Source organism: Nonomuraea sp. NPDC001636, assembly GCF_040298265.1.
Lineage (GTDB): Bacteria > Actinomycetota > Actinomycetes > Streptosporangiales > Streptosporangiaceae > Nonomuraea.
This window is the reverse complement of sequence record NZ_JBEOZT010000001.1, coordinates 407541-425029: the sequence shown is the minus strand read 5'-3', so window position 1 is coordinate 425029 and position 17489 is coordinate 407541. Positions and strand designations below refer to the sequence as shown.

Sequence of the window (17489 nt, the reverse complement as noted above, 5' to 3'; positions counted from 1 at the left end):
TAAGGACTGCCCCAGGGGGTGACGCCGATGCGCGCGTTGACGTTCGAGCCGGGCCGGCAGGGGACGCTAGAGGTGGAAGAGGTGCCCGAGCCGGAGCCGGGACCGGGGGAACTGCTCGTGCAGGGGCTGGCCCTGGGGGTCTGCGGCACCGACAGGGAGCTGGCGGCGGCCGAGTACGGCTGGGCGCCGCCCGGCAGGAGCCGCATGGTCATCGGCCACGAGTCGCTCGGCCGGGTGCTCCAGGTGCCCGACGGGTCCGCCTTCTCCCCCGGCGACCTGGTCGTGGGCGTGGTGCGCCGGCCCGATCCCGAGCCGTGCGGGGCCTGCGCGCGGGGCGAGTTCGACATGTGCCGCAACGGCCGCTACACCGAGCGCGGCATCAAGGAGATCGACGGCTACGCCAGCGAGCAGTGGGCGGTCGAGGCCGGGTACGCCGTGCGCCTGGACCCGTCGCTGGAGAGCGTGGGCATGCTCGTCGAGCCGACGTCCGTGGTGGCCAAGGCGTGGGAGCACATCGAGCGCATCGGCTCGCGCGCCTGGTTCGAGCCGCGCACGGTGCTGGTGACCGGCGCGGGGCCGATCGGGCTGCTGGCGGCGCTGCTGGGCCGGCAGCGCGGGCTGGAGGTGCACGTCCTGGACCGGGAGGCGGGCGGGGCCAAGCCCGCGCTGGTGGCCGACCTGGGGGCGACGTACCACGTGGGCTCCGGCCTGGACGCCTTCACCGACGACAAACCGGACATCATCATCGAGGGCACCGGCGTGGGGCAGCTCGTCATGGAGGCGCTGACCTGCACGTCCGCGGCCGGGATCGTCTGCCTGGCCGGGCTCGGCGCGGGCGGGCGCACCCACCGGCTGGACGTCAGCGAGATCAACCGGGACATCGTCCTGGAGAACGACGCGATCTTCGGCACGGTCAACGCCAACCTCCGCCACTTCCGGGACGCCGCGACCGCCCTGGCCCAGGCGGACCGGAGCTGGCTCGAACGCCTGGTGACCCGGCGCGTCCCCCTCAGCCGGGCGAAGGACGCCTTCAGCCACGAGCCGGGCGACGTCAAGGTGGTCCTCGACCTGACCTCCTGATCCTCGCGGCCTCAGCTCTTCGGGGTGTAGGGCCTGCGGCGGTTGGCGGGCACCTGGCCCGCGCCCGTCCTGCCGTCGCGCGGGGCGGGCACCTCGGGCGCCGCCGCCCGGACGGCGCGTTGCCGGAGCGCGGCGGAGGACGACGGCCCGGCCTGAGCGGCGGGGGCGGCGGGCGCAGCGGGGGCGGCGGGGGCGGCGGGGGCGGCGGGGGCGGCGGGGGCGCTGCCCACGCGGATTCCGGCGGCCTCGCGCGGCGGCGCGGCTGGGGTGAGCACGGTCACGCGCGGCGCCCATTCCTCGTCGTGCCTCGTCCGCCCGGCGCCGCGGCCCTCTGGCGCGTTCCAGAACCGCAGCCAGCCGAAACGGCGGTGGACGCCACGACGGCGGCCGGTCACGCGTAAGGAGAGCACGACGGTCACCAGCACCATCGCGACCAGCAACGCGGGCGGCGTGCCCAGGACGTCGAGCGGCGAGGACCGGCCCGCGTCCGTGCGCGGCGCGGGCACGAACGGCCGCTCGGTCGAGCGGATCTCGGTCGCCTGGTCGGCCGCGGCCTTGACCACCCGGGGAAGGCCGTAGCCGACGACCTTGTCGGTGTCCCTGACCTTGCGCTTGAGCCAGACGCGGTCGACGTTGGCCTCGATGGTGTGGATCTTCTTGCCCTCGACCCGTTCCACGATCCCGACGTGGTCGACGCCCTTGTAGCTCTTCCCGCCGCCCCAGTCGAAGAAGACCAGCGCGCCGGGCTCGGGCCGCTGCGCCCAGGCCTTCTGCTTGATGAACCAGGCGGCGTGGGACGGCGTCCAGGCGAACTGACCGACGTACGGGCCGAGGCCGGTCTTGTCGGCCGCCCAGGCGATGAACATGTCGCACCAGGGCGCGTTGCGGTATTGGGTGTCCTGGACGCGATCCGCGTACCACTGGCCGAATTTGGTGGTCTGGCCGCTCTTCTCCTTGTAACCGAGTTCCTGCCGTACCTGCTTCAGCAGCGCGTCCGCGATCGGGTCCAGGGTGACTCCTCCCCGAAAAACCGACAAATCACGATGGACTGTAGTAGCGCCATCGCGAAATTGCTCGAATCATTCAGAAAGTGTCTATTTATGGGCCCAAATTTCGGCATTGGGACGCATGTGACGGGCGGTGCGTCCCTCGTCAGGCTCCTGCGCCCACGCGGTAGACGCTCACCTCGCCCGCGCCCGGCGCCACCACGTCGGCCACGATCACGGTGACGTTGTCGGGCGAGCCGCCCTCGTTCGCCAGGTCGATGAGCCGCTGGACGGCCGCCGCCGGGTCTGCCACCGTGGTCAGCACCTCGTGCAGGACCTCGGGCCCGAGCACGGTGGTGAGCCCGTCGGAGCAGAGGAGGTAACGATCGTCAGGCTCGGCCTCGCGCAGCGCCATGTCCGGTTCGGCCCTGCCCTCGCTGCCCAGGACGCGCAGCACCATGGACCGCCGGGGGTGCACGGCGGCTTGATCCTCCGTTATCCGCCCTTCGTCCACCATCGACTGCACAAGTGTGTGATCCTTGGTCATCTGATAGAGCGCACCATCACGAAGCAGGTATCCGCGGGAGTCACCCAGATGAGCAAGGGCGAACCGGTAGCCGTCCCACAGCATGGCGGTCACCGTGGTCCCCATCCCCCGGCGGGCGGGGTCGATGTCGGCCAGTTCGACCAGCCTGCGGGCCGCCTCGTGCACGGCGCCCTCCAGGGCCGCCTCCAGGTCCGAGCCGGTCTCGGGAAGCGTGGCATCCAGCTCGCGCATGACGGCGATCGCCGCCGAACTCGCCAGCTCGCCCGCCGCGTGCCCGCCCATGCCGTCGGCAACCACGAGCAACCGGCCACTCGCATAGCCGGAATCCTCGTTCTGCTCCCTGCGACGGCCCACGTCTGATCCGGCGGCATAGCGGATGTTGTGCTTCATACCCAGCAGTAAATCATTGGTTGAAAGACTTCACAAGCAGATGCGCTGAAGACTCTTGTGAACTACTGTGGCCTCATGAGCCACGACCCGACCGTGAACGCCGGGGACATCGCCCGGCTCGCCGGTGTCGGGCGTGCCGCGGTGAGCAACTGGCGCCGCCGCCACGACGACTTCCCCCAGCCGATCGGCGGAACCGCGAACCAGCCGCTGTTCTCGCTGCGGCAGGTCGAGTCCTGGCTGCGCCGCTATGGGAAGTCCTACCAGGTCTCGCTGGGAGATCGGGTGTGGCAACGCCTGAAAGCCGCCGGCGATCTGCGGCTGGGCCATCTGGTCGCCCAGGCTGGAACGTTGCTGACCAGCGGCGAGAGCGAGCTGGAGCCCGAGCTGGCCGGGCTCGTGTCGGAGCTGGCCGAGCGCCACGGCGCGCTGACGGCCTACGAGTTCCTCTGCGAGCGGTACCTGGAGGCCCACTCCCGTCAGCTCTCGGTCACCCGCCACGACGTGGCCGAGCTGATGCTGCGGCTGGTCCGCGCCGAGGGCGCCACCGTCCTCGACCCGGCCTGCGGGGTCGGCACCCTGCTCCTGCCGCCCCCCGAAGCGCTGCCCGGCGCGGCGGAACGGTCCGAAGCCGTGGCCGACGACCCCGCACCCGCCGACGGCGGCGACCCGCCGCCGGGGCGCGGCCGGCCCGCCCGGGTGCTCGGGCAGGAGCTCAGCGAGACCTCGGCCGCCATCACCGCCGCCCGCCTGCGGCTGCGCGGCATCGAGGCCGACATCGTGGCCGGCGACTCCATGCGGCTCGACGGCTTCCCCGAGCTCAAGGCCGACGCCGTGGTGTGCGATCCGCCGTTCAACGAGCGGGCCTGGGGTTACGAGGAGCTGACCGGCGACCCGCGCTGGGAGCACGGCCTGCCGCCGCGCGGCGAGCCCGAGCTGGCCTGGGTCCAGCACTGCCTCACCCACGTCCGGCCCGGCGGCCTGGTCGCCGTGCTCATGCCGCCGGCCGCCGCGAGCCGCAAGGCGGGCCGCCGGATCAGGGCCAACCTGCTGCGCGCCGGGGCGCTGCGCGCGGTGGTGGCGCTGCCCGGCTCCGACCTGTGGCTGCTGCGCCGGCCGAGGGCGGGCGAGCGGCCGCCGTCGGAGGTGCTCATCCTCGACGCGACGGCCGACCTGACGCCGGTCGAGCCCGCCTGGCTGGCCTACCTCGACGACCGCTCCGACCAGACCGTGCGCATCATCGACCTGCTGGCCGACGAGGTCGACATGACCCCGGCCCGCCACCAGCGCCGCGACGACGTCGGCCGGGCCTTCGCGCAGGCCCGCGACCGGTTCCTGGCCGCCGCGGCCGTCCCGCCCGACCTGAAGGTGCTCGACCAGCCGCTCGACCAGCCGTCCACGACGCTGGGCGACCTGATCAAGGAGGGGCTGGTGAGCACGTCCCAGGCGCCGCCCAAGATGGCCGCCGACGGGGGCGACGTGGCCGTGCTCACGGCCGACGACGTGCTGAGCGGCGGCGCGCCCTCCGGCCTGACCACCATGCAGCCCGGCCTGATCGTGATCCGTCCGGGCGACGTGGTGGCCTCCTACTCCGGGGTGCGGGTGATCGCCGAGGGCGGCGCGGTGCTCGGCCCCCACCTGACCCTGTACCGGGTCGACGCCCGCCGGCTCGACCCCGACTTCCTGGCCGGCTTCCTGCGGGCCGCGGGCGGCCGGGTGACCACCGGGTCCAGCAGGTTCGACGTGCGCCGCACCCGCGTGCCGCGGTTGTCGCTGAAGGAGCAGAAGGCGTACGGGGAGGCGTTCAGGCAACTGGCCGTGCTGGAGGACGCGCTGCGCGAGACCTCGACCCTCGGCCGCGCGCTGATCAGGCTCGGCCTCGACGGGCTGGCCGACGGCCATCTGCACCCGCAGTCCTGACGGTGTAGTTTTTCCCGAAAGGCTGCGTGGAGGGGCGAATGGTCATCGGCGACCGCTATGAGCTCGACGACCTCCCCCTCGGGCAGGGCGGGATGGGCGCGGTCTACGCGGGGCACGACCGCCACCTCGACCGCAGGGTGGCGGTGAAGCTGCTCAGGCTGCCCAGCGGCCCCGACCACGAGCTGGAACGCCGCTTCATCCGCGAGGCGCGCATCCTGGCCAGGCTGGAGCATCCGGGCGCGCCCGTCCTCTACGACTTCGGCACCCACGAGCAGCGGCTCTACCAGGTGATGCAGTTCATCGAGGGCGTCACCGTGGCCGACGTGGTCAGCGAGCACGGCCCGCTGCCGGTGCCCTGGGCGGCGGCCATCGCGGCCCAGGCGTGCGCGGTGTTGTCGGCGGCCCACGCCCTGGCGATCTGCCACCGCGACCTCAAGCCGACCAACCTCATGCTCTGCCCCGACGGCAGCGTCAAGGTGCTCGACTTCGGGCTCGCGCTGCTGCGGGACGCCGACGTCACCACGTTCACCCGCATCGGCCAGATCCTCGGCACGCCGGCGTACATGGCCCCCGAGCAGATCCAGCACGGCGTGGCCGAGCCGCGCAGCGACCTGTACTCCCTCGGCTGCGTCCTGCACGAGATGCTGACCGGGCGGCAGCTCTTCACCGGGCCGACCGACTACGTGGTGTTCGAGCAGCAGGTCAAGGAACGTCCGCCGGCCATCCCCGGGCTTCCCGACGAGCTGGGCGCGCTCCTGGCCGAGCTGCTGGAGAAGCAGCCGGAGAACCGTCCGGCCGACGCCGACGAGCTGTACGAACGCCTGGCCCCCTTCGCCGTCGAGCTGCCGATGCTCCCCGGCTTCCTGACCGAGGCGCCGAGCCCCGGCCGCATGTACGCCCGCATGGTGGGCCGCGTGCTCAGCCGCCGGTCGTAGCGCCCCGGAGCCCGGCGAAGGCGGCGATCAGGGCGTCCCCCAGGCGGTCGCGCCAGCAGTAGCGGTCGTGGCCGCCCTCGAACTCCCGGTAGTCCGCCGCCGCGCCGAGGACGGCCCGCAGCCGCTCGGTCGGGCCGTGCATGTCGTCGTCCTCCAGGCTGCCGAGCTGGAGGTGCACGCGCGGCATCGGGCCTCTCACCGGGCCCCTGGCCAGCTCGCCCGTCAGCCATTCGGGCTCGGGGCCGTCCGGCCACCAGAACGAGCCCGACTGCGACACCGCCGCGGCGAACCTGCCGGGATGCCGGTGGGCGGCGTAGACGGCGGTGAGCCCGCCGAGGCTCTGGCCGGCGATCACGGTGAAGCCGTCGTGGGGCAGGGCGTCCACGAAGCCGGGGCCGCAGGTGAGCCGGGCCGTGCGGTCGGGGCCCGACTCGACCAGCCAGGCCCGGACCGGCGGGATGCGACCGGCCGCGATGAGGTTGTCGAGGATGACGGGCAGGTCGTCGGTCCACTCCTCGCCGTCGAGCGCGACCAGCGAGCCGACCGGCGGGAGCGCGGGCTCGTACCGGAACCCGGCGGGCTCGCGGACGAGCCGGTGGCGGCGCCGGCCGGGGACCAGCCACGGTGAGGACGGGGTCGTCTCGGCGATCGAGAAGCCCCGCCACAGGCGGGGGTTGAGCGGGTCGGCGACCTGCGCGCCGTCCACCTGGAGGCGGTAGGAGGCGCGCCAGCCGCGCCGCACGCGGAAGGCGCGGCTCCACAGGCCCGGCCCGCGCTCCAGCAGGGCGTCGGCGCCGTCGGGACGCAGCCTGCCGGCCAGGACGCGCACCTCGCGGGCGGGGCCGCGCCACAGGAACGTGACCTCGTCGTGCTCGTCGTCGAGCCGGGTGACGACGGGCGTGACGGTCGCGCCGGGGCGCGGACCCGGCAGGGTCTCGGGCGGAAGGTCGCTCGTCAAGGCGGGCCGCTCCTCAGTCCGGTCGGAGACGTTGCAGCACCCTACCCCACCCGCCCGGAACCGGCTCTGAACGCGCTCTCTTGGTAACGCCGATCGTTATGCAGACCCCGTTGACAGGGCAGCGTGACGGCCGCGAATCTGGCGAGAGAGCGCTCTCTCACATCCCCCGTTCTCCCCCAGGAGGGTTTCCATGACCCCTCGTGTCCGGCGGCTCGCCCTGCCCGTGCTCACCGCGTCCCTGCTCGCGCTGGCGACGGCCTGCGGTGGCGGCGGCAGCCCCACCACCGAGGCGAGCGCCAAGCCCGGCGAGAAGATCAAGCTGTCCATCGGCCTCTTCGGCGACTTCGGCTTCAAGCCGCTCTACGAGGAGTACAAGAAGACCCACCCGAACATCGAGATCACCGAGGCCGTCACCCAGTTCAACGACCACCACAACAACCTGGTCAAGCGCCTGGCCACGAACGCCGGCGCGGGTGACGTCGAGGCCGTCGAGGTGGGCTACATCAGCACGTTCACCTCCCAGCCCGGCAAGTTCGTCGACCTCAAGCAGTACGGGCTGGACAAGCGCCAGGGCGACTACCTCGACTGGAAGTGGCAGCAGGGCCTCAGCAAGGACGGCCAGCAGCTCCTCGGCCTCGGCACCGACGTCGGCGGCCTGGCCATGTGCTACCGCAAGGACCTGTTCAAGAAGGCCGGGCTGCCGAGCGACCGGGCCGCGGTGAGCGCTCTCTGGCCGACCTGGGAGCAGTACATCGAGACCGGCAAGAAGTTCGGCGCCGCGGACGTCGCCGGCGCCAAGTTCGTCGACTCCCCCGGCGAGATCTTCCGCGCCATGGTCAACCAGGCCCCGGTCGGCCTGTACGACGCCCAGGACAAGATCATCGTGGCCGGCAACCCCGACGTGAAGAAGGCGTGGGACCTGTCCAACCAGCTCACCCAGGAGGGCCTGACCGCCAAGCTGGCCGCCTTCACCCCGCCGTGGAACACCGGCTTCGCCAAGGGCTCGTTCGCCACGATCATCTGCCCGGCCTGGATGACCGGGTTCATCCAGGAGCAGGCCAAGGACGCCTCCGGCAAGTGGGACATCGCGACCGTGCCGGGCGGTTCGGGCAACAGCGGCGGCTCGCACCTGATGGTGCCCAAGCAGAGCAAGCACCCGAAGGAGGCGGCCGAGCTGATCGACTTCCTGACCTCCAAGGAGAACCAGGCCAAGGTGTTTAAGGAGGAGGGCACGTTCCCGTCGATCCCGTCGCTGTACGACGACCCCTCGATCCAGAACTTCACCAAGCCGTTCTTCGGCGACGCCCCCATCGGCAAGATCTACTCCGACGCCGCCAAGGCGCTCAAGCCGCAGCACCTCGGCCCCAAGGAGGCTGACGTCCGGGTGGCGATCGGCAACGGGCTCGGCCGGGTCGAGCAGGGCAAGCAGACGCCCGACGAGGCGTGGGCACAGGTCCTCCAGGACGTCCAGAAGATCAAATGAGTACGCTCCCGCTGTCGGCGCCGGCCCGGCACCGGCGGCGCAGCGTGCGGCACACCCTCGACGTGAGGGTGTCGCCGTACGCCTACGTCGCCCCCTTCTTCCTGCTCTTCTGCGCCTTCGGGCTGTTCCCGCTGATCTACACGGCCTGGGTCAGCCTGCACGACTGGACCCTGCTGTCGGAGGAGCACACGTTCGTCGGCGCGAAGAACTTCCAGACGCTGCTGGCCGACGGCTACTTCTGGAACGCCACCTTCAACACGCTGTCCATCGGCGTGCTGTCCACCGTGCCGCAGCTGCTGCTGGCCGTCTGGCTGGCCCACCTGCTGAACCGGCGGCTGCGCTTCCAGACGCTGCTGCGCATCTCGATGCTGCTGCCCAACGTCACCAGCGTGGTGGCCGTGGTGGTGATCTTCAGCCAGCTCTTCGGCCGCGACTTCGGGCTGATCAACTGGGTGCTGTCGTGGGTCGGCATCGGGAAGATCGACTGGGCGGCCGGCACCGCGACCTCGCACATCGCGCTCTCCGTGATGATCATGTGGCGCTGGACCGGCTACAACGCGCTCATCTTCCTGGCCGCCATGCAGGCCGTACCGCGCGAGCTGTACGAGGCCGCCACCCTCGACGGCGCGAGCAGCTTCACCCAGCTGCGCCGGATCACCATCCCGATGATCCGGCCCACGATCATCTTCGTCGTCATCGTCTCCACGATCGGCGCGATGCAGATCATCGCCGAGCCCCTGCTGTTCGGCCAGAGCAGCGGCGCGGGCGGCGGCGCGGCCAGCGGCGGCCCGGACCGCCAGTACCAGACGCTCGCGCTGTTCGTCTACGAGCAGGGCTTCACCAAGTTCGACTTCGGGTACGCCTCGGCGGCGTCCTGGCTGATGTTCCTGGTCGTGGTGGTCGCCGCCGGGATCAACTTCCTGATCAGCCGCCGGGTGAAGGGCGGCACGACATGAGACTGCGCTACCTGACCCTCATCGCGGTCGCCTTCTTCTCCGCCTTCCCGCTCTACTACAGCGTCGTGGTGGCCTCGCGGCACAACTCGGCGCTGGCCGAGGTCCCGCCGCCGCTGCTGCCCGGCGGGAACTTCCTCGCCAACGTCGCCCGCGTGTTCGACACCGTGCCCTTCGGGCTGGCGCTGCTGAACTCGGTCATCGTGGCGGGCTCGATCGCGGTCGCGGTGATGTTCTTCTCGACGCTGGCCGGGTTCGCCTTCGCCAAGCTGAGGTTCCGGGGCAGGAACGCCATGCTGGTGATCACGGTGGCCACCATGATGGTCCCGGCCCAGCTCGGCATCATCCCGCTCTACCTGCTCATGGTGAAACTGGAGTGGACCGGCACGGACTACGCGCTGATCGTGCCGGCGCTGGTCAACGCGTTCGGGGTGTTCTTCATGACCCAGTACCTGACCCGGGCGCTGCCGGACGAGCTGCTGGAGGCCGGGCGGGTGGACGGGTGCACGACGTGGGGCCTGTTCTGGCACGTCGTGCTGCCCGCCGCGCGGCCGGCGGCGGCCGTGCTCGGCATGCTGACGTTCATGTCGGCGTGGAACGACTACTTCTGGCCGCTGGTCGTGCTGAACCCGGACAACCCGACCGTCCAGGTGGCGCTGTCCACGCTGGCCAGCGGTTACGTCAACGACTACGTGCTGGGCCTGGCGGGCACGGCGGTCGGCGTCCTGCCGCTCGTGGCGGTCTTCGCCTTGTTCGGCAGGCAAATCATCGGTGGAATCATGCAAGGAGCTGTTAAGGGATGAAGTTTCCCGAGGAATTCGTCTGGGGAGCCGCCACGGCCTCGTACCAGATCGAGGGGGCGGTCAAGGAGGACGGGCGCGGCCGCTCGATCTGGGACACCTTCTCCCACACCCCCGGGAAGGTCGCCGACGGCGACACCGGTGACGTGGCCTGCGACCACTACCACCGCTACAAGGACGACGTCGCGCTGATGCGCGAGCTGCGGCTGCGGGCTTACCGGTTCTCGGTGGCGTGGCCGCGCGTGCAGCCGGAGGGGGCGGGGCCGATCAACCCGCGCGGCCTCGCCTTCTACGACAAGCTCGTAGATGAACTACTAGCCGCCGAAATTTCGCCCTATGTCACGCTTTATCACTGGGACCTTCCCCAAGCCCTCGAAGACCACGGCGGCTGGACGAACCGCGACACGGCCTACCGATTCGCCGACTACGCCCAGGCCGTGCACGACCGGCTCGGCGACCGGGTGACCCACTGGACGACGCTCAACGAGCCCTGGGTGTCGGCCTTCCTCGGCTACGGCAACGGCGTGCACGCGCCCGGCCGCCGCGACCCGGGACAGGCCATGCGCGCGGCCCACCACCTGATGCTCGGCCACGGCCTGGCGGCGAGCCGGCTGCGGGCGGCGGGGGCGCGCAGCATCATGCTCGTGGTCAACTCCGCGCCGGTGCTCACCCCGGCCCAGGTCAACGACCCCACGGCGGTCGCCGGCGAGGCGGACGCGGCCGCCGCCGAACGCGTCCACGCCCTGCTGACCAGGCAGTTCCTCGACCCGGCGGTGCACGGCAGGTACCCGGAGGAGGTCCTGGCGGCGGCGGCGCGCAACGGCGGGACCGCGCACGTCCACGACGGCGACCTGGAGCTGATCAACGCGCCGATCGACCTGGTCGGCGTCAACTACTACAACCCGTGCGTGGTCGAGGCGGGCCCTGGGCTGCCCGCCGACGCCGCCTGGCCCGGCTCCGACGGCGTGCGCTTCACCACGGCGGACGCCCCGGTCACCGCGATGGGCTGGCCGATCGTGCCCGACGGCCTGTCCCGGCTGCTCGTCCGGCTCTCGACGGACTATCCGCAGGTCGGGCTCATGGTCACCGAGAACGGCGCGGCCTTCGACGACCTGGTCGAGGACGGCCGGGTGCACGACGACGAGCGCGTGGCGTACCTGGACGGGCATCTGCGCGAGCTGCACCGGGCCGTCGAGGCGGGCGCCGACCTGCGCGGTTACCTGGTGTGGTCGTTGCTGGACAACTTCGAGTGGGCCGAGGGCTACCGGCGCAGGTTCGGCATCGTGCACGTGGACTACGCGACGCAGACCCGGGTGCCCAAGGACAGCGCCCTGTGGTACCGCGACGTGATCAGCAGGAACGGCCTGTAGATTTTTTCCGTGCTCTCCCTCTTGGTGCAGTCATGAGACGCCCGACGCTGGAGGCGGTCGCCGCCCGCGCGGGCGTCTCCCGCGCGACCGCCTCCAGGGTCGTCAACAACCAGACGACCGTCGCGCCGCACATCCGCGACGCCGTCCAGCGCGCCATCGACGAGCTGGGCTACATCCCCAACTCGGCGGCGCGCAGCCTGGTCACCCAGCGCACCGACTCGATCGCGCTGGTCGTCAGCGAGCCGGGCACCCGGGTCTTCTCCGAGGACCCGATGTTCTCCACGGCGATCAGGTCGGCCAGCTACGAGCTGGAGGCGGTCAACAAGCAGGTCGTGCTGATGCTGGCGTCCTCGCCCAAGAGCCACGCTCGGGTGGAGCGGTACATCTCGGGCGGTCACGTCGACGGCGTCATGCTGATCTCCATGCACGGCGCCGATCCGCTGCCGGCCGCGCTGTCGCGCCTGCGCGTGCCCGTGGTCTCCTACGGGCGGCCGGCCGTGCCGGTCGACATCCCGTTCGTCGACAACGACAACGTGGGCGGGGCCGAGGCGGGCGTCCGGCACCTGGTCGAGTCCGGGCGGCGCCGGATCGCCACCATCGCCGGCCCGCAGGACATGATCGCCGGCCAGGACCGCCTGACCGGCTACCGCAACGTGCTGCGCGACTCCGACCGCCGCTCGATCGTGGCCGTGGGCGACTTCACCCGCGAGTCGGGCGCGATCGCCATGCGCCAGCTCCTCGGCGACGACCCCGCGCTCGACGCCGTGTTCGTGGGCAACGACCTGATGGCGGTCGGCGCGCTGCAGGCGCTGCGCCAGGCCGGGCGGCGGGTGCCCGACGACGTCGCGGTGGTGGGGTTCGACGACATCGAGGCGGCCAAGTACACCGAGCCGCCGCTGACCACGCTGCGCCATCCGATCGCCGAGCAGGCCGCGGCCATGGTCCGGCTGCTGCTCGGCCTGTTCGAGGGCGGCTCGCGGGAGCCGGTGATCCTGCCGACCGAGCTGGTGGTCCGTGAGTCGGCCTGAGCCCGCCGGCGCCGCGCGGGTGGTCTCCGCAGCAGAGGCCGTGGCCGCCGCCGTCGCGGTGGCCGAGGCGCACGGCGTCACGGTGCGCGAGCCCGTCGTGCTGAAGGACTCCTACAACCTGCGGATCCACCTGCGGCCGGCGCCGGTCGTGGCGCGGGTGCCCACGGTCACCGCGCTGGCCCGGCTCCGGCCCGAGGAGGCGATGCGGCGCGAGCTGGCGGTCGTGTCGTTCCTGCACGAGCAAGGCGCTCCGGTCGTGCCGCCGAGCGACCTGCTGCCCGCGCGGGTGCACGAGCGCGGCGGGGCGCTGGTGTCGTTCTGGCGGCACGTCGAGCACGACGGTTCGCGGCCGGTGACGCCCGAGGTGTTCGGGCGGGCGCTGCGCGAGCTGCACGAGGCGCTGCGCGGCTATCCCGGCGCGCTGCCGCGCCTCGGGCCGGTCCTCGACGAGCCCGGTCACCTGCTCCGGGTGCTCGCCGCCGACCTGGAGCCGGCGGTGTCGGCCCGGCTCGCCGAGGCCCGCGCCGGGCTGGCGGCCCGGCTGCCGGACGGCGGGCAGGCCGTGCACGGCGACGCCCATCCGGGCAACCTGCTGGTCACGCCCGGCGGTTTGCTGTGGAACGACTTCGAGGAGACCACGTACGGGCCCGTGGGCTGGGACCTGGCCTGCCTGCTCGGGACCGTGCGGCTCGACGGCCGCGCGGCCGTGCGCGCCTACGGCGCCGACCCCGGCGACCCGGCCCTGGCGGTGTTCGCGGAGGCGCGGGCGTTGCAGGCCGTCCTGTGGACGCTGGTCAGGGCGCGGCGCTTCCCCGAGGAACGGGCCGCCGCCCGCGCCGTCCTCGACGAATGGCTGCGCGACACCGCCGCCCGCTGACCGGACCCGTTCTCAGACCCGTTCTCAGACCCGTTCTCAGACCCGTTCTCAGACCGGCACGACGCCCTGCGCCGGGCCGAGGAAGTAGCCGCCGGTGGCGTCGAGCACGTGGCCGGTGATCCACCGGGCCTCCGGCCGGGCCAGCAGCGCCACGGCGTCGGCGATGTCCTCAGGACGCCCGATGCGGCCGAGCGCGGTGACCTCGGTGACGCGCCGCTCGGCGACGCCGTCGTGGTCCTCGCGCAGCCAGGCGTTCATGTCGGTCTCGGTGACGCCCGGGGAGACGGTGTTCACGGTGATGCCGCGCGGGCCGAGCAGCGGGGCCAGGGTGAAGCCGAGCGTGTCCAGCGCGCCCTTGGTCATCGAGTACACGACGTCGGGCAGCGCGATGCGCACGACCGCCGAGGACACGTTGATGATCCGGCCGCCGTCGTTCAGCAGCGGCAGCGCCCGTTCGATGACGAAGTGCGGTCGCGGAGGAGTTGAGCTTCACGCGGGCGGCCACCGACCGGCTGTTCATCTCCCAGCCCTCGCTGAGCAGGCAGATCAGGCAGCTTGAGCTGTCCATGCGGGCCAGGCTGTTCGACCGCGACCGGCGGACCGTCGCGCTGACCGACGCCGGGGCCGCGCTGCTGCCGCTGGCCCGGCGGATCATCGAGCAGTGGGAGGACGCGCGGCGCGCGGTGGCCTCGGCGCGCGAGGAGCGCACGCTGACCGTGGGGTTCCAGACGCGGATCGGGCGGGGGCTGGTGCCGTCCATCGTGGAGGCGCTGCCGGGGTGGGAGCTGCGCTTCCGCCAGATCACCTGGGCCGACCCGACCGTGGGGCTGGGCGACGGGCAGGTGGACGTCGCGGTCGCCTGGCTGCCCGTCCCCGGCGACGGCGTCTACGACTGGACGGTGGTGAGCACCGAGGAGCGGTGGGTGGCGCTGCCCGCCGGGCACCGGCTGGCCGGGCGGGCGGAGGTCGGGCTGGCCGAGCTGGCCGAGCTGGCCGACGAGCCGACGTGGTGGCGCGGCCGGTGACCGGGCTGCCGCCGAGCAGGCTGGCCATCGCACGGCGGCTCCGGTCAGGTGCGAGCTCGCGCCGTCGAGGCCCTGACCACCAGCTCCGGCTCGAACAGCAGCTCGTCGGCGGGCACCACGGCCTTGTCGATCTGGGCCACCAGCAGGTCGACGGCGGCCCGGCCCATCGCGTCGATCGGCTGGCGGACCGTGGTCAGCGGCGGCTCGGTGCAGTTCATCAGCGCCGAGTCGTCGAAGCCGATGACCGAGACGTCCCCCGGCACGTCGAGGCCGGCCCGCCTGGCCGCCCTGACCGTGCCGAGCGCGAGCAGGTCGCTGGCGCAGATCACGCCGGTCACGCCCTGCTTGACCAGCCGGGACGCGGCCGCGTGCCCGCCTTCCAGGGAGAACATCGTGTGCTCGACGAGCGCCGGGTCGCCGCCCCGGGCCTGGAACGTCTCCAGCTTGCGCCGGGAGGGCATGTGGTCCTTCGGGCCGAGCACCATGCCGACGCGTTCGTGGCCGAGCGCGCGCAGGTGGGACAGGGCCATCTCGGCGGCCACCACGTCGTCGCAGGAGACCTGCGGGAAGTCCAGCCGCTCGACGGCCGCGTTGACCAGGACGGTCGGCAGCCTGCGCTCGTGCAGCAGCTCATAGTGGTCGTGCGAGGCGTCGGCCTGGGCGTAGAGGCCGCCGGCGAAGACCACCCCGCTGACCTGCTGCTGGAGCAGCAGATCGACGTAGTCGGCCTCGGAGACGCCGCCGACCGTGCGGGTGCAGAGCACCGAGGTGAAGCCCTGCTGGGCCAGCGCGCCGCCGACGACCTCGGCGAAGGCGGGGAAGATCGGGTTCTGCAGTTCCGGGAGCACCAGGCCGACCAGGCGGGCCCGGTCGCCGCGCAACTGGGTGGGACGTTCGTAGCCGAGCACGTCGAGCGCGGTCAGCACGGCCTCGCGGGTGGCGTCGGAGACCCCCGGCTTGCCGTTGAGCACGCGGCTGACCGTCGCCTCGCTCACCCCGACCTTCTTCGCCACCTCTGCGAGTCGTCGCGTCATGCGCAAACTATACGGCCTTCCGCGCAAGCGTTTGCGATCACTTACGTAGCCTCCGCCGCCCCTTCCCGCGCCCGCCCAGGACGGCCTTCCCGGCAATTTCGGCGCATCGGACGGAGGAAATGCGGAGTGCCGCACGACAATTACCAGTCAAATGTTTGCGCAATCACGTCAAGTGGTTGCGAAATTCTGCGTCACAGCTCCGCCCTGGACGGCAAGCCTTGCCAGTCGCTCACGCTCGACATCGCCGCCGCGCTCAGCAGCGCGCCCCGGTGCAGCCGTTCCTGCGGCGTCAGGCCGTCGAGCGCGGCGCTGATGTAACCGGCCGCGAACGCCTCCCCCGCCCCCGCCATGTCCACGACGGGCACCTGCGGGACGGCCACGTCGTAACGCATGCGGTCGGCGCGCACGCTGGCCCCCTTGGCGCCCCGGTCCACCACGACCTCGCGCTCGGGGGTGAGGGCGGGCTTGACCAGGTCCAGCTCGTCCTGGGCGAGGAAGAGCAGGTGGGACCGGCAGGCCAGCTCGCCGAGCACCTCCTCGGCCTCCCGGACCGAGGGCCACAGCTCGGGCACGTAGTCCACGGAGAACGAGATCATCACCCCGGCCGTCCGCGCCGCGCTCATGGCGGCGTGCACCGCGTCGAGCGCGTCCCTGCTCAGGGCCGCCGTGACGCCGGTCACGTGCAGCATCCTGGCGGCGCCCACCCGGTCCATCGGCACGTTGCCGGGCGACAGCCGGGACCCGGCCGAGCGGGTGCGGTACTGGGCGGTCACCGGCTCGCGGCCGACGCGCACCTCCCTGAGCACCATCCCGGTACGCGCCCCTTCGACCACCCGCACGTCCTCGACGTCCACGCCCTCGCCCCTGAGCACGGTCAGCGCTCTGGCGCCCAGCTCGTCGTCCCCCACCCGGGCGGCGTACGCGCATCGGTGGCCCAGTCTGGACAGGGCGATCACGAGGGTGAACTCGGGGCCGCAGACGTCCAGCCTGGCCTCGTTCTCGTGCCGCACCCGGCCGCTGGAGACCACCCCGAGCGGCTCACCCAGCGCGTAGACGTCCGTCATGAGCCAGACTGTAGTTGGTCACGACTACGCCGAATGATTTTTTCGCATAAGTCCTGGTTAGGACCGTGATCAAATATTTTCTGTATCTTTAGCGAACCTTTTCCCCAGCTCGTGCCTCAAAGTAGTAGAGGAAGCCGGCGCGCCCCGGTGCCGGCTTCGAGTCGATACGGGGAGAGGAATCAGCACCCTCATGAGAAAGATCGCAGTAGGAATCATCACCGCCTTCGTCGGCGGGGCCATGTTGGTTTCCGGCGCGGGCGCCGCCTCCGCCACCGCGACCAAGCACGCCACGGAGCTCAAGATCCGTGACATCACCCCCAACCCGGTCGTGGTGAAGGCCGGCAGCGAGACCACCGCGTACTTCGACATCGGGGCCAGCTCCGACGTCAAGAAGGTCACGCTGAGCGTGGCTCCGGAGGGCGACGTCCGCACCTTCCGTGCCAAGGACGTCAAGGACCTCGAGGGCTGGCGCTTCGCCGTCCCGTTCAACGAGGGCGACTTCGCCGGCAAGTGGAAGGCCACCGCCGTGGCCTTCGACAAGGACAACAAGCAGGTCGCCACCGACTCCGCGTTCTTCGCCGTCGAGATCCAGAAGGGCAAGGCCGACACCCGCATCACGCGCTTCACGGCCGACCCCTACAAGGTCCGTCAGGGCCGCTCGATCTACTTCTCCGGTCGCCTTCAGGTCGATGACGAAGGCTGGGAGGGTCTGCGCGGCGAGAAGGTCAGCGTCTACTACCGCGCCGACGGCTCCAGCGGCTGGAAGTGGGTCGCCTCGGCCAAGACCTCCTGGGGCGGCAAGTTCGCCACCAAGACCCGCGCCTGGAAGAGCGGCACGTTCAAGGCCGTCTTCGAGGGTGACGACGAGCTCAACAGCTCCGAGAGCCGTCGCGACTACGTCAAGGTGTACCGCTCCTGGCACCACCGCTGATTGATCGCCGAGGCCCGGTTCCCCTGAGGGGAGCCGGGCCTCCGGCATTTCCGGATTCTTTTGCCGCCGGAGAGGTTTATCGATCAGCGGATCGCCGCATGGACTGTCCCA

The 17489-nt window shown here is 71.7% G+C and carries 17 protein-coding genes and 1 pseudogene; 12 read left to right on the top strand and 6 right to left on the bottom strand.

What is annotated here, in order from left to right; all coding sequences use genetic code 11:
• The first annotated feature begins 27 nt into the window (after window positions 1-27).
• On the top strand, window positions 28-1080 hold the full coding sequence (locus ABT158_RS01950) for a glucose 1-dehydrogenase (protein WP_352349869.1): 1053 nt from the start codon (window positions 28-30) through the stop codon (window positions 1078-1080).
• A gap of 11 nt (window positions 1081-1091) precedes the next feature.
• Here the strand turns inward: ABT158_RS01950 and ABT158_RS01945 are convergent, their stop codons facing one another.
• A complete protein-coding gene (locus tag ABT158_RS01945) occupies window positions 1092-2117 on the bottom strand; it encodes a CHAP domain-containing protein (RefSeq protein ID WP_352349867.1) in 1026 nt (341 codons plus the stop codon).
• Between the two features lie 115 nt (window positions 2118-2232).
• Window positions 2233-3003, bottom strand: a complete 771-nt coding sequence (locus ABT158_RS01940) for a PP2C family protein-serine/threonine phosphatase (RefSeq protein WP_352349865.1) — start codon at window positions 3001-3003, stop codon at window positions 2233-2235.
• A gap of 75 nt (window positions 3004-3078) precedes the next feature.
• On the opposite strand from ABT158_RS01940, the gene ABT158_RS01935 reads away from it, so the two are divergent.
• Together ABT158_RS01935 and ABT158_RS01930 are read left to right on the top strand one after the other, a co-directional pair.
• Window positions 3079-4920, top strand: a complete 1842-nt coding sequence (locus tag ABT158_RS01935) for an HsdM family class I SAM-dependent methyltransferase (protein WP_352349863.1) — start codon at window positions 3079-3081, stop codon at window positions 4918-4920.
• 38 nt (window positions 4921-4958) lie between these two features.
• Entirely contained in the window at window positions 4959-5855 is an 897-nt protein-coding gene (locus tag ABT158_RS01930; RefSeq protein ID WP_352349861.1) for a serine/threonine-protein kinase, read from the top strand.
• Here the strand turns inward: ABT158_RS01930 and ABT158_RS01925 are convergent.
• Window positions 5839-6813: an alpha/beta hydrolase-fold protein gene (locus tag ABT158_RS01925; protein WP_352349859.1), complete on the bottom strand. Its 975-nt coding sequence runs from the start codon at window positions 6811-6813 to the stop codon at window positions 5839-5841. The genes ABT158_RS01930 and ABT158_RS01925 overlap by 17 nt on opposite strands.
• A 190-nt stretch (window positions 6814-7003) precedes the next feature.
• Here ABT158_RS01925 and ABT158_RS01920 point away from each other — a divergent pair, with 190 nt between their 5' ends.
• Genes ABT158_RS01920 through ABT158_RS01895 form a run of 6 tightly spaced genes read left to right on the top strand, consistent with a single transcriptional unit; the run spans window position 7004 to window position 13324 of the window.
• A complete protein-coding gene (locus ABT158_RS01920) occupies window positions 7004-8296 on the top strand; it encodes an ABC transporter substrate-binding protein (RefSeq protein ID WP_352349857.1) in 1293 nt (430 codons plus the stop codon).
• Entirely contained in the window at window positions 8293-9252 is a 960-nt protein-coding gene (locus ABT158_RS01915) for a carbohydrate ABC transporter permease (RefSeq protein WP_352349855.1), read from the top strand. The genes ABT158_RS01920 and ABT158_RS01915 overlap by 4 nt, the downstream gene beginning before the upstream one ends.
• The gene (locus tag ABT158_RS01910; RefSeq protein ID WP_352349853.1) at window positions 9249-10052 is read left to right on the top strand and encodes a carbohydrate ABC transporter permease; all 804 of its coding nucleotides are present in this window, start codon (window positions 9249-9251) and stop codon (window positions 10050-10052) included. The genes ABT158_RS01915 and ABT158_RS01910 overlap by 4 nt, the downstream gene beginning before the upstream one ends.
• Window positions 10049-11419 carry a GH1 family beta-glucosidase gene (locus tag ABT158_RS01905; RefSeq protein ID WP_352349851.1) on the top strand — a complete coding sequence of 457 codons (1371 nt, stop codon included), beginning with the start codon at window positions 10049-10051 and terminating at the stop codon, window positions 11417-11419. Before ABT158_RS01910 ends, ABT158_RS01905 begins: the two co-directional genes overlap by 4 nt.
• Window positions 11420-11451: 32 nt before the next feature.
• Window positions 11452-12447 carry a LacI family DNA-binding transcriptional regulator gene (locus ABT158_RS01900; RefSeq protein ID WP_352320101.1) on the top strand — a complete coding sequence of 332 codons (996 nt, stop codon included), beginning with the start codon at window positions 11452-11454 and terminating at the stop codon, window positions 12445-12447.
• Window positions 12434-13324, top strand: a complete 891-nt coding sequence (locus ABT158_RS01895; RefSeq protein ID WP_352349849.1) for an aminoglycoside phosphotransferase family protein — start codon at window positions 12434-12436, stop codon at window positions 13322-13324. The genes ABT158_RS01900 and ABT158_RS01895 overlap by 14 nt, the downstream gene beginning before the upstream one ends.
• 48 nt (window positions 13325-13372) lie before the next feature.
• Here the strand turns inward: ABT158_RS01895 and ABT158_RS01890 are convergent, their stop codons facing one another.
• The gene (locus tag ABT158_RS01890; RefSeq protein WP_352350481.1) at window positions 13373-13783 is read right to left on the bottom strand and encodes an SDR family oxidoreductase; all 411 of its coding nucleotides are present in this window, start codon (window positions 13781-13783) and stop codon (window positions 13373-13375) included.
• 20 nt (window positions 13784-13803) lie between these two features.
• Here ABT158_RS01890 and ABT158_RS01885 point away from each other — a divergent pair.
• A pseudogene (locus tag ABT158_RS01885) lies at window positions 13804-13935 on the top strand (LysR family transcriptional regulator); the annotation flags it as partial.
• Between the two features lie 72 nt (window positions 13936-14007).
• Window positions 14008-14349, top strand: a complete 342-nt coding sequence (locus ABT158_RS01880; protein WP_352350479.1) for a LysR substrate-binding domain-containing protein — start codon at window positions 14008-14010, stop codon at window positions 14347-14349.
• A 44-nt stretch (window positions 14350-14393) separates the two neighbouring features.
• On the opposite strand, the gene ABT158_RS01875 is transcribed toward ABT158_RS01880, so the two are convergent.
• Window positions 14394-15383, bottom strand: coding sequence for a LacI family DNA-binding transcriptional regulator (locus ABT158_RS01875; protein WP_352349847.1), 990 nt, complete (start codon window positions 15381-15383; stop codon window positions 14394-14396).
• A 191-nt stretch (window positions 15384-15574) separates the two neighbouring features.
• On the bottom strand, window positions 15575-16447 hold the full coding sequence (locus tag ABT158_RS01870) for a PfkB family carbohydrate kinase (protein ID WP_352349845.1): 873 nt from the start codon (window positions 16445-16447) through the stop codon (window positions 15575-15577).
• A gap of 190 nt (window positions 16448-16637) precedes the next feature.
• On the opposite strand from ABT158_RS01870, the gene ABT158_RS01865 reads away from it, so the two are divergent.
• A complete protein-coding gene (locus ABT158_RS01865) occupies window positions 16638-17378 on the top strand; it encodes a hypothetical protein (RefSeq protein ID WP_352349843.1) in 741 nt (246 codons plus the stop codon).
• The last annotated feature ends 111 nt before the right edge of the window (window positions 17379-17489 follow it).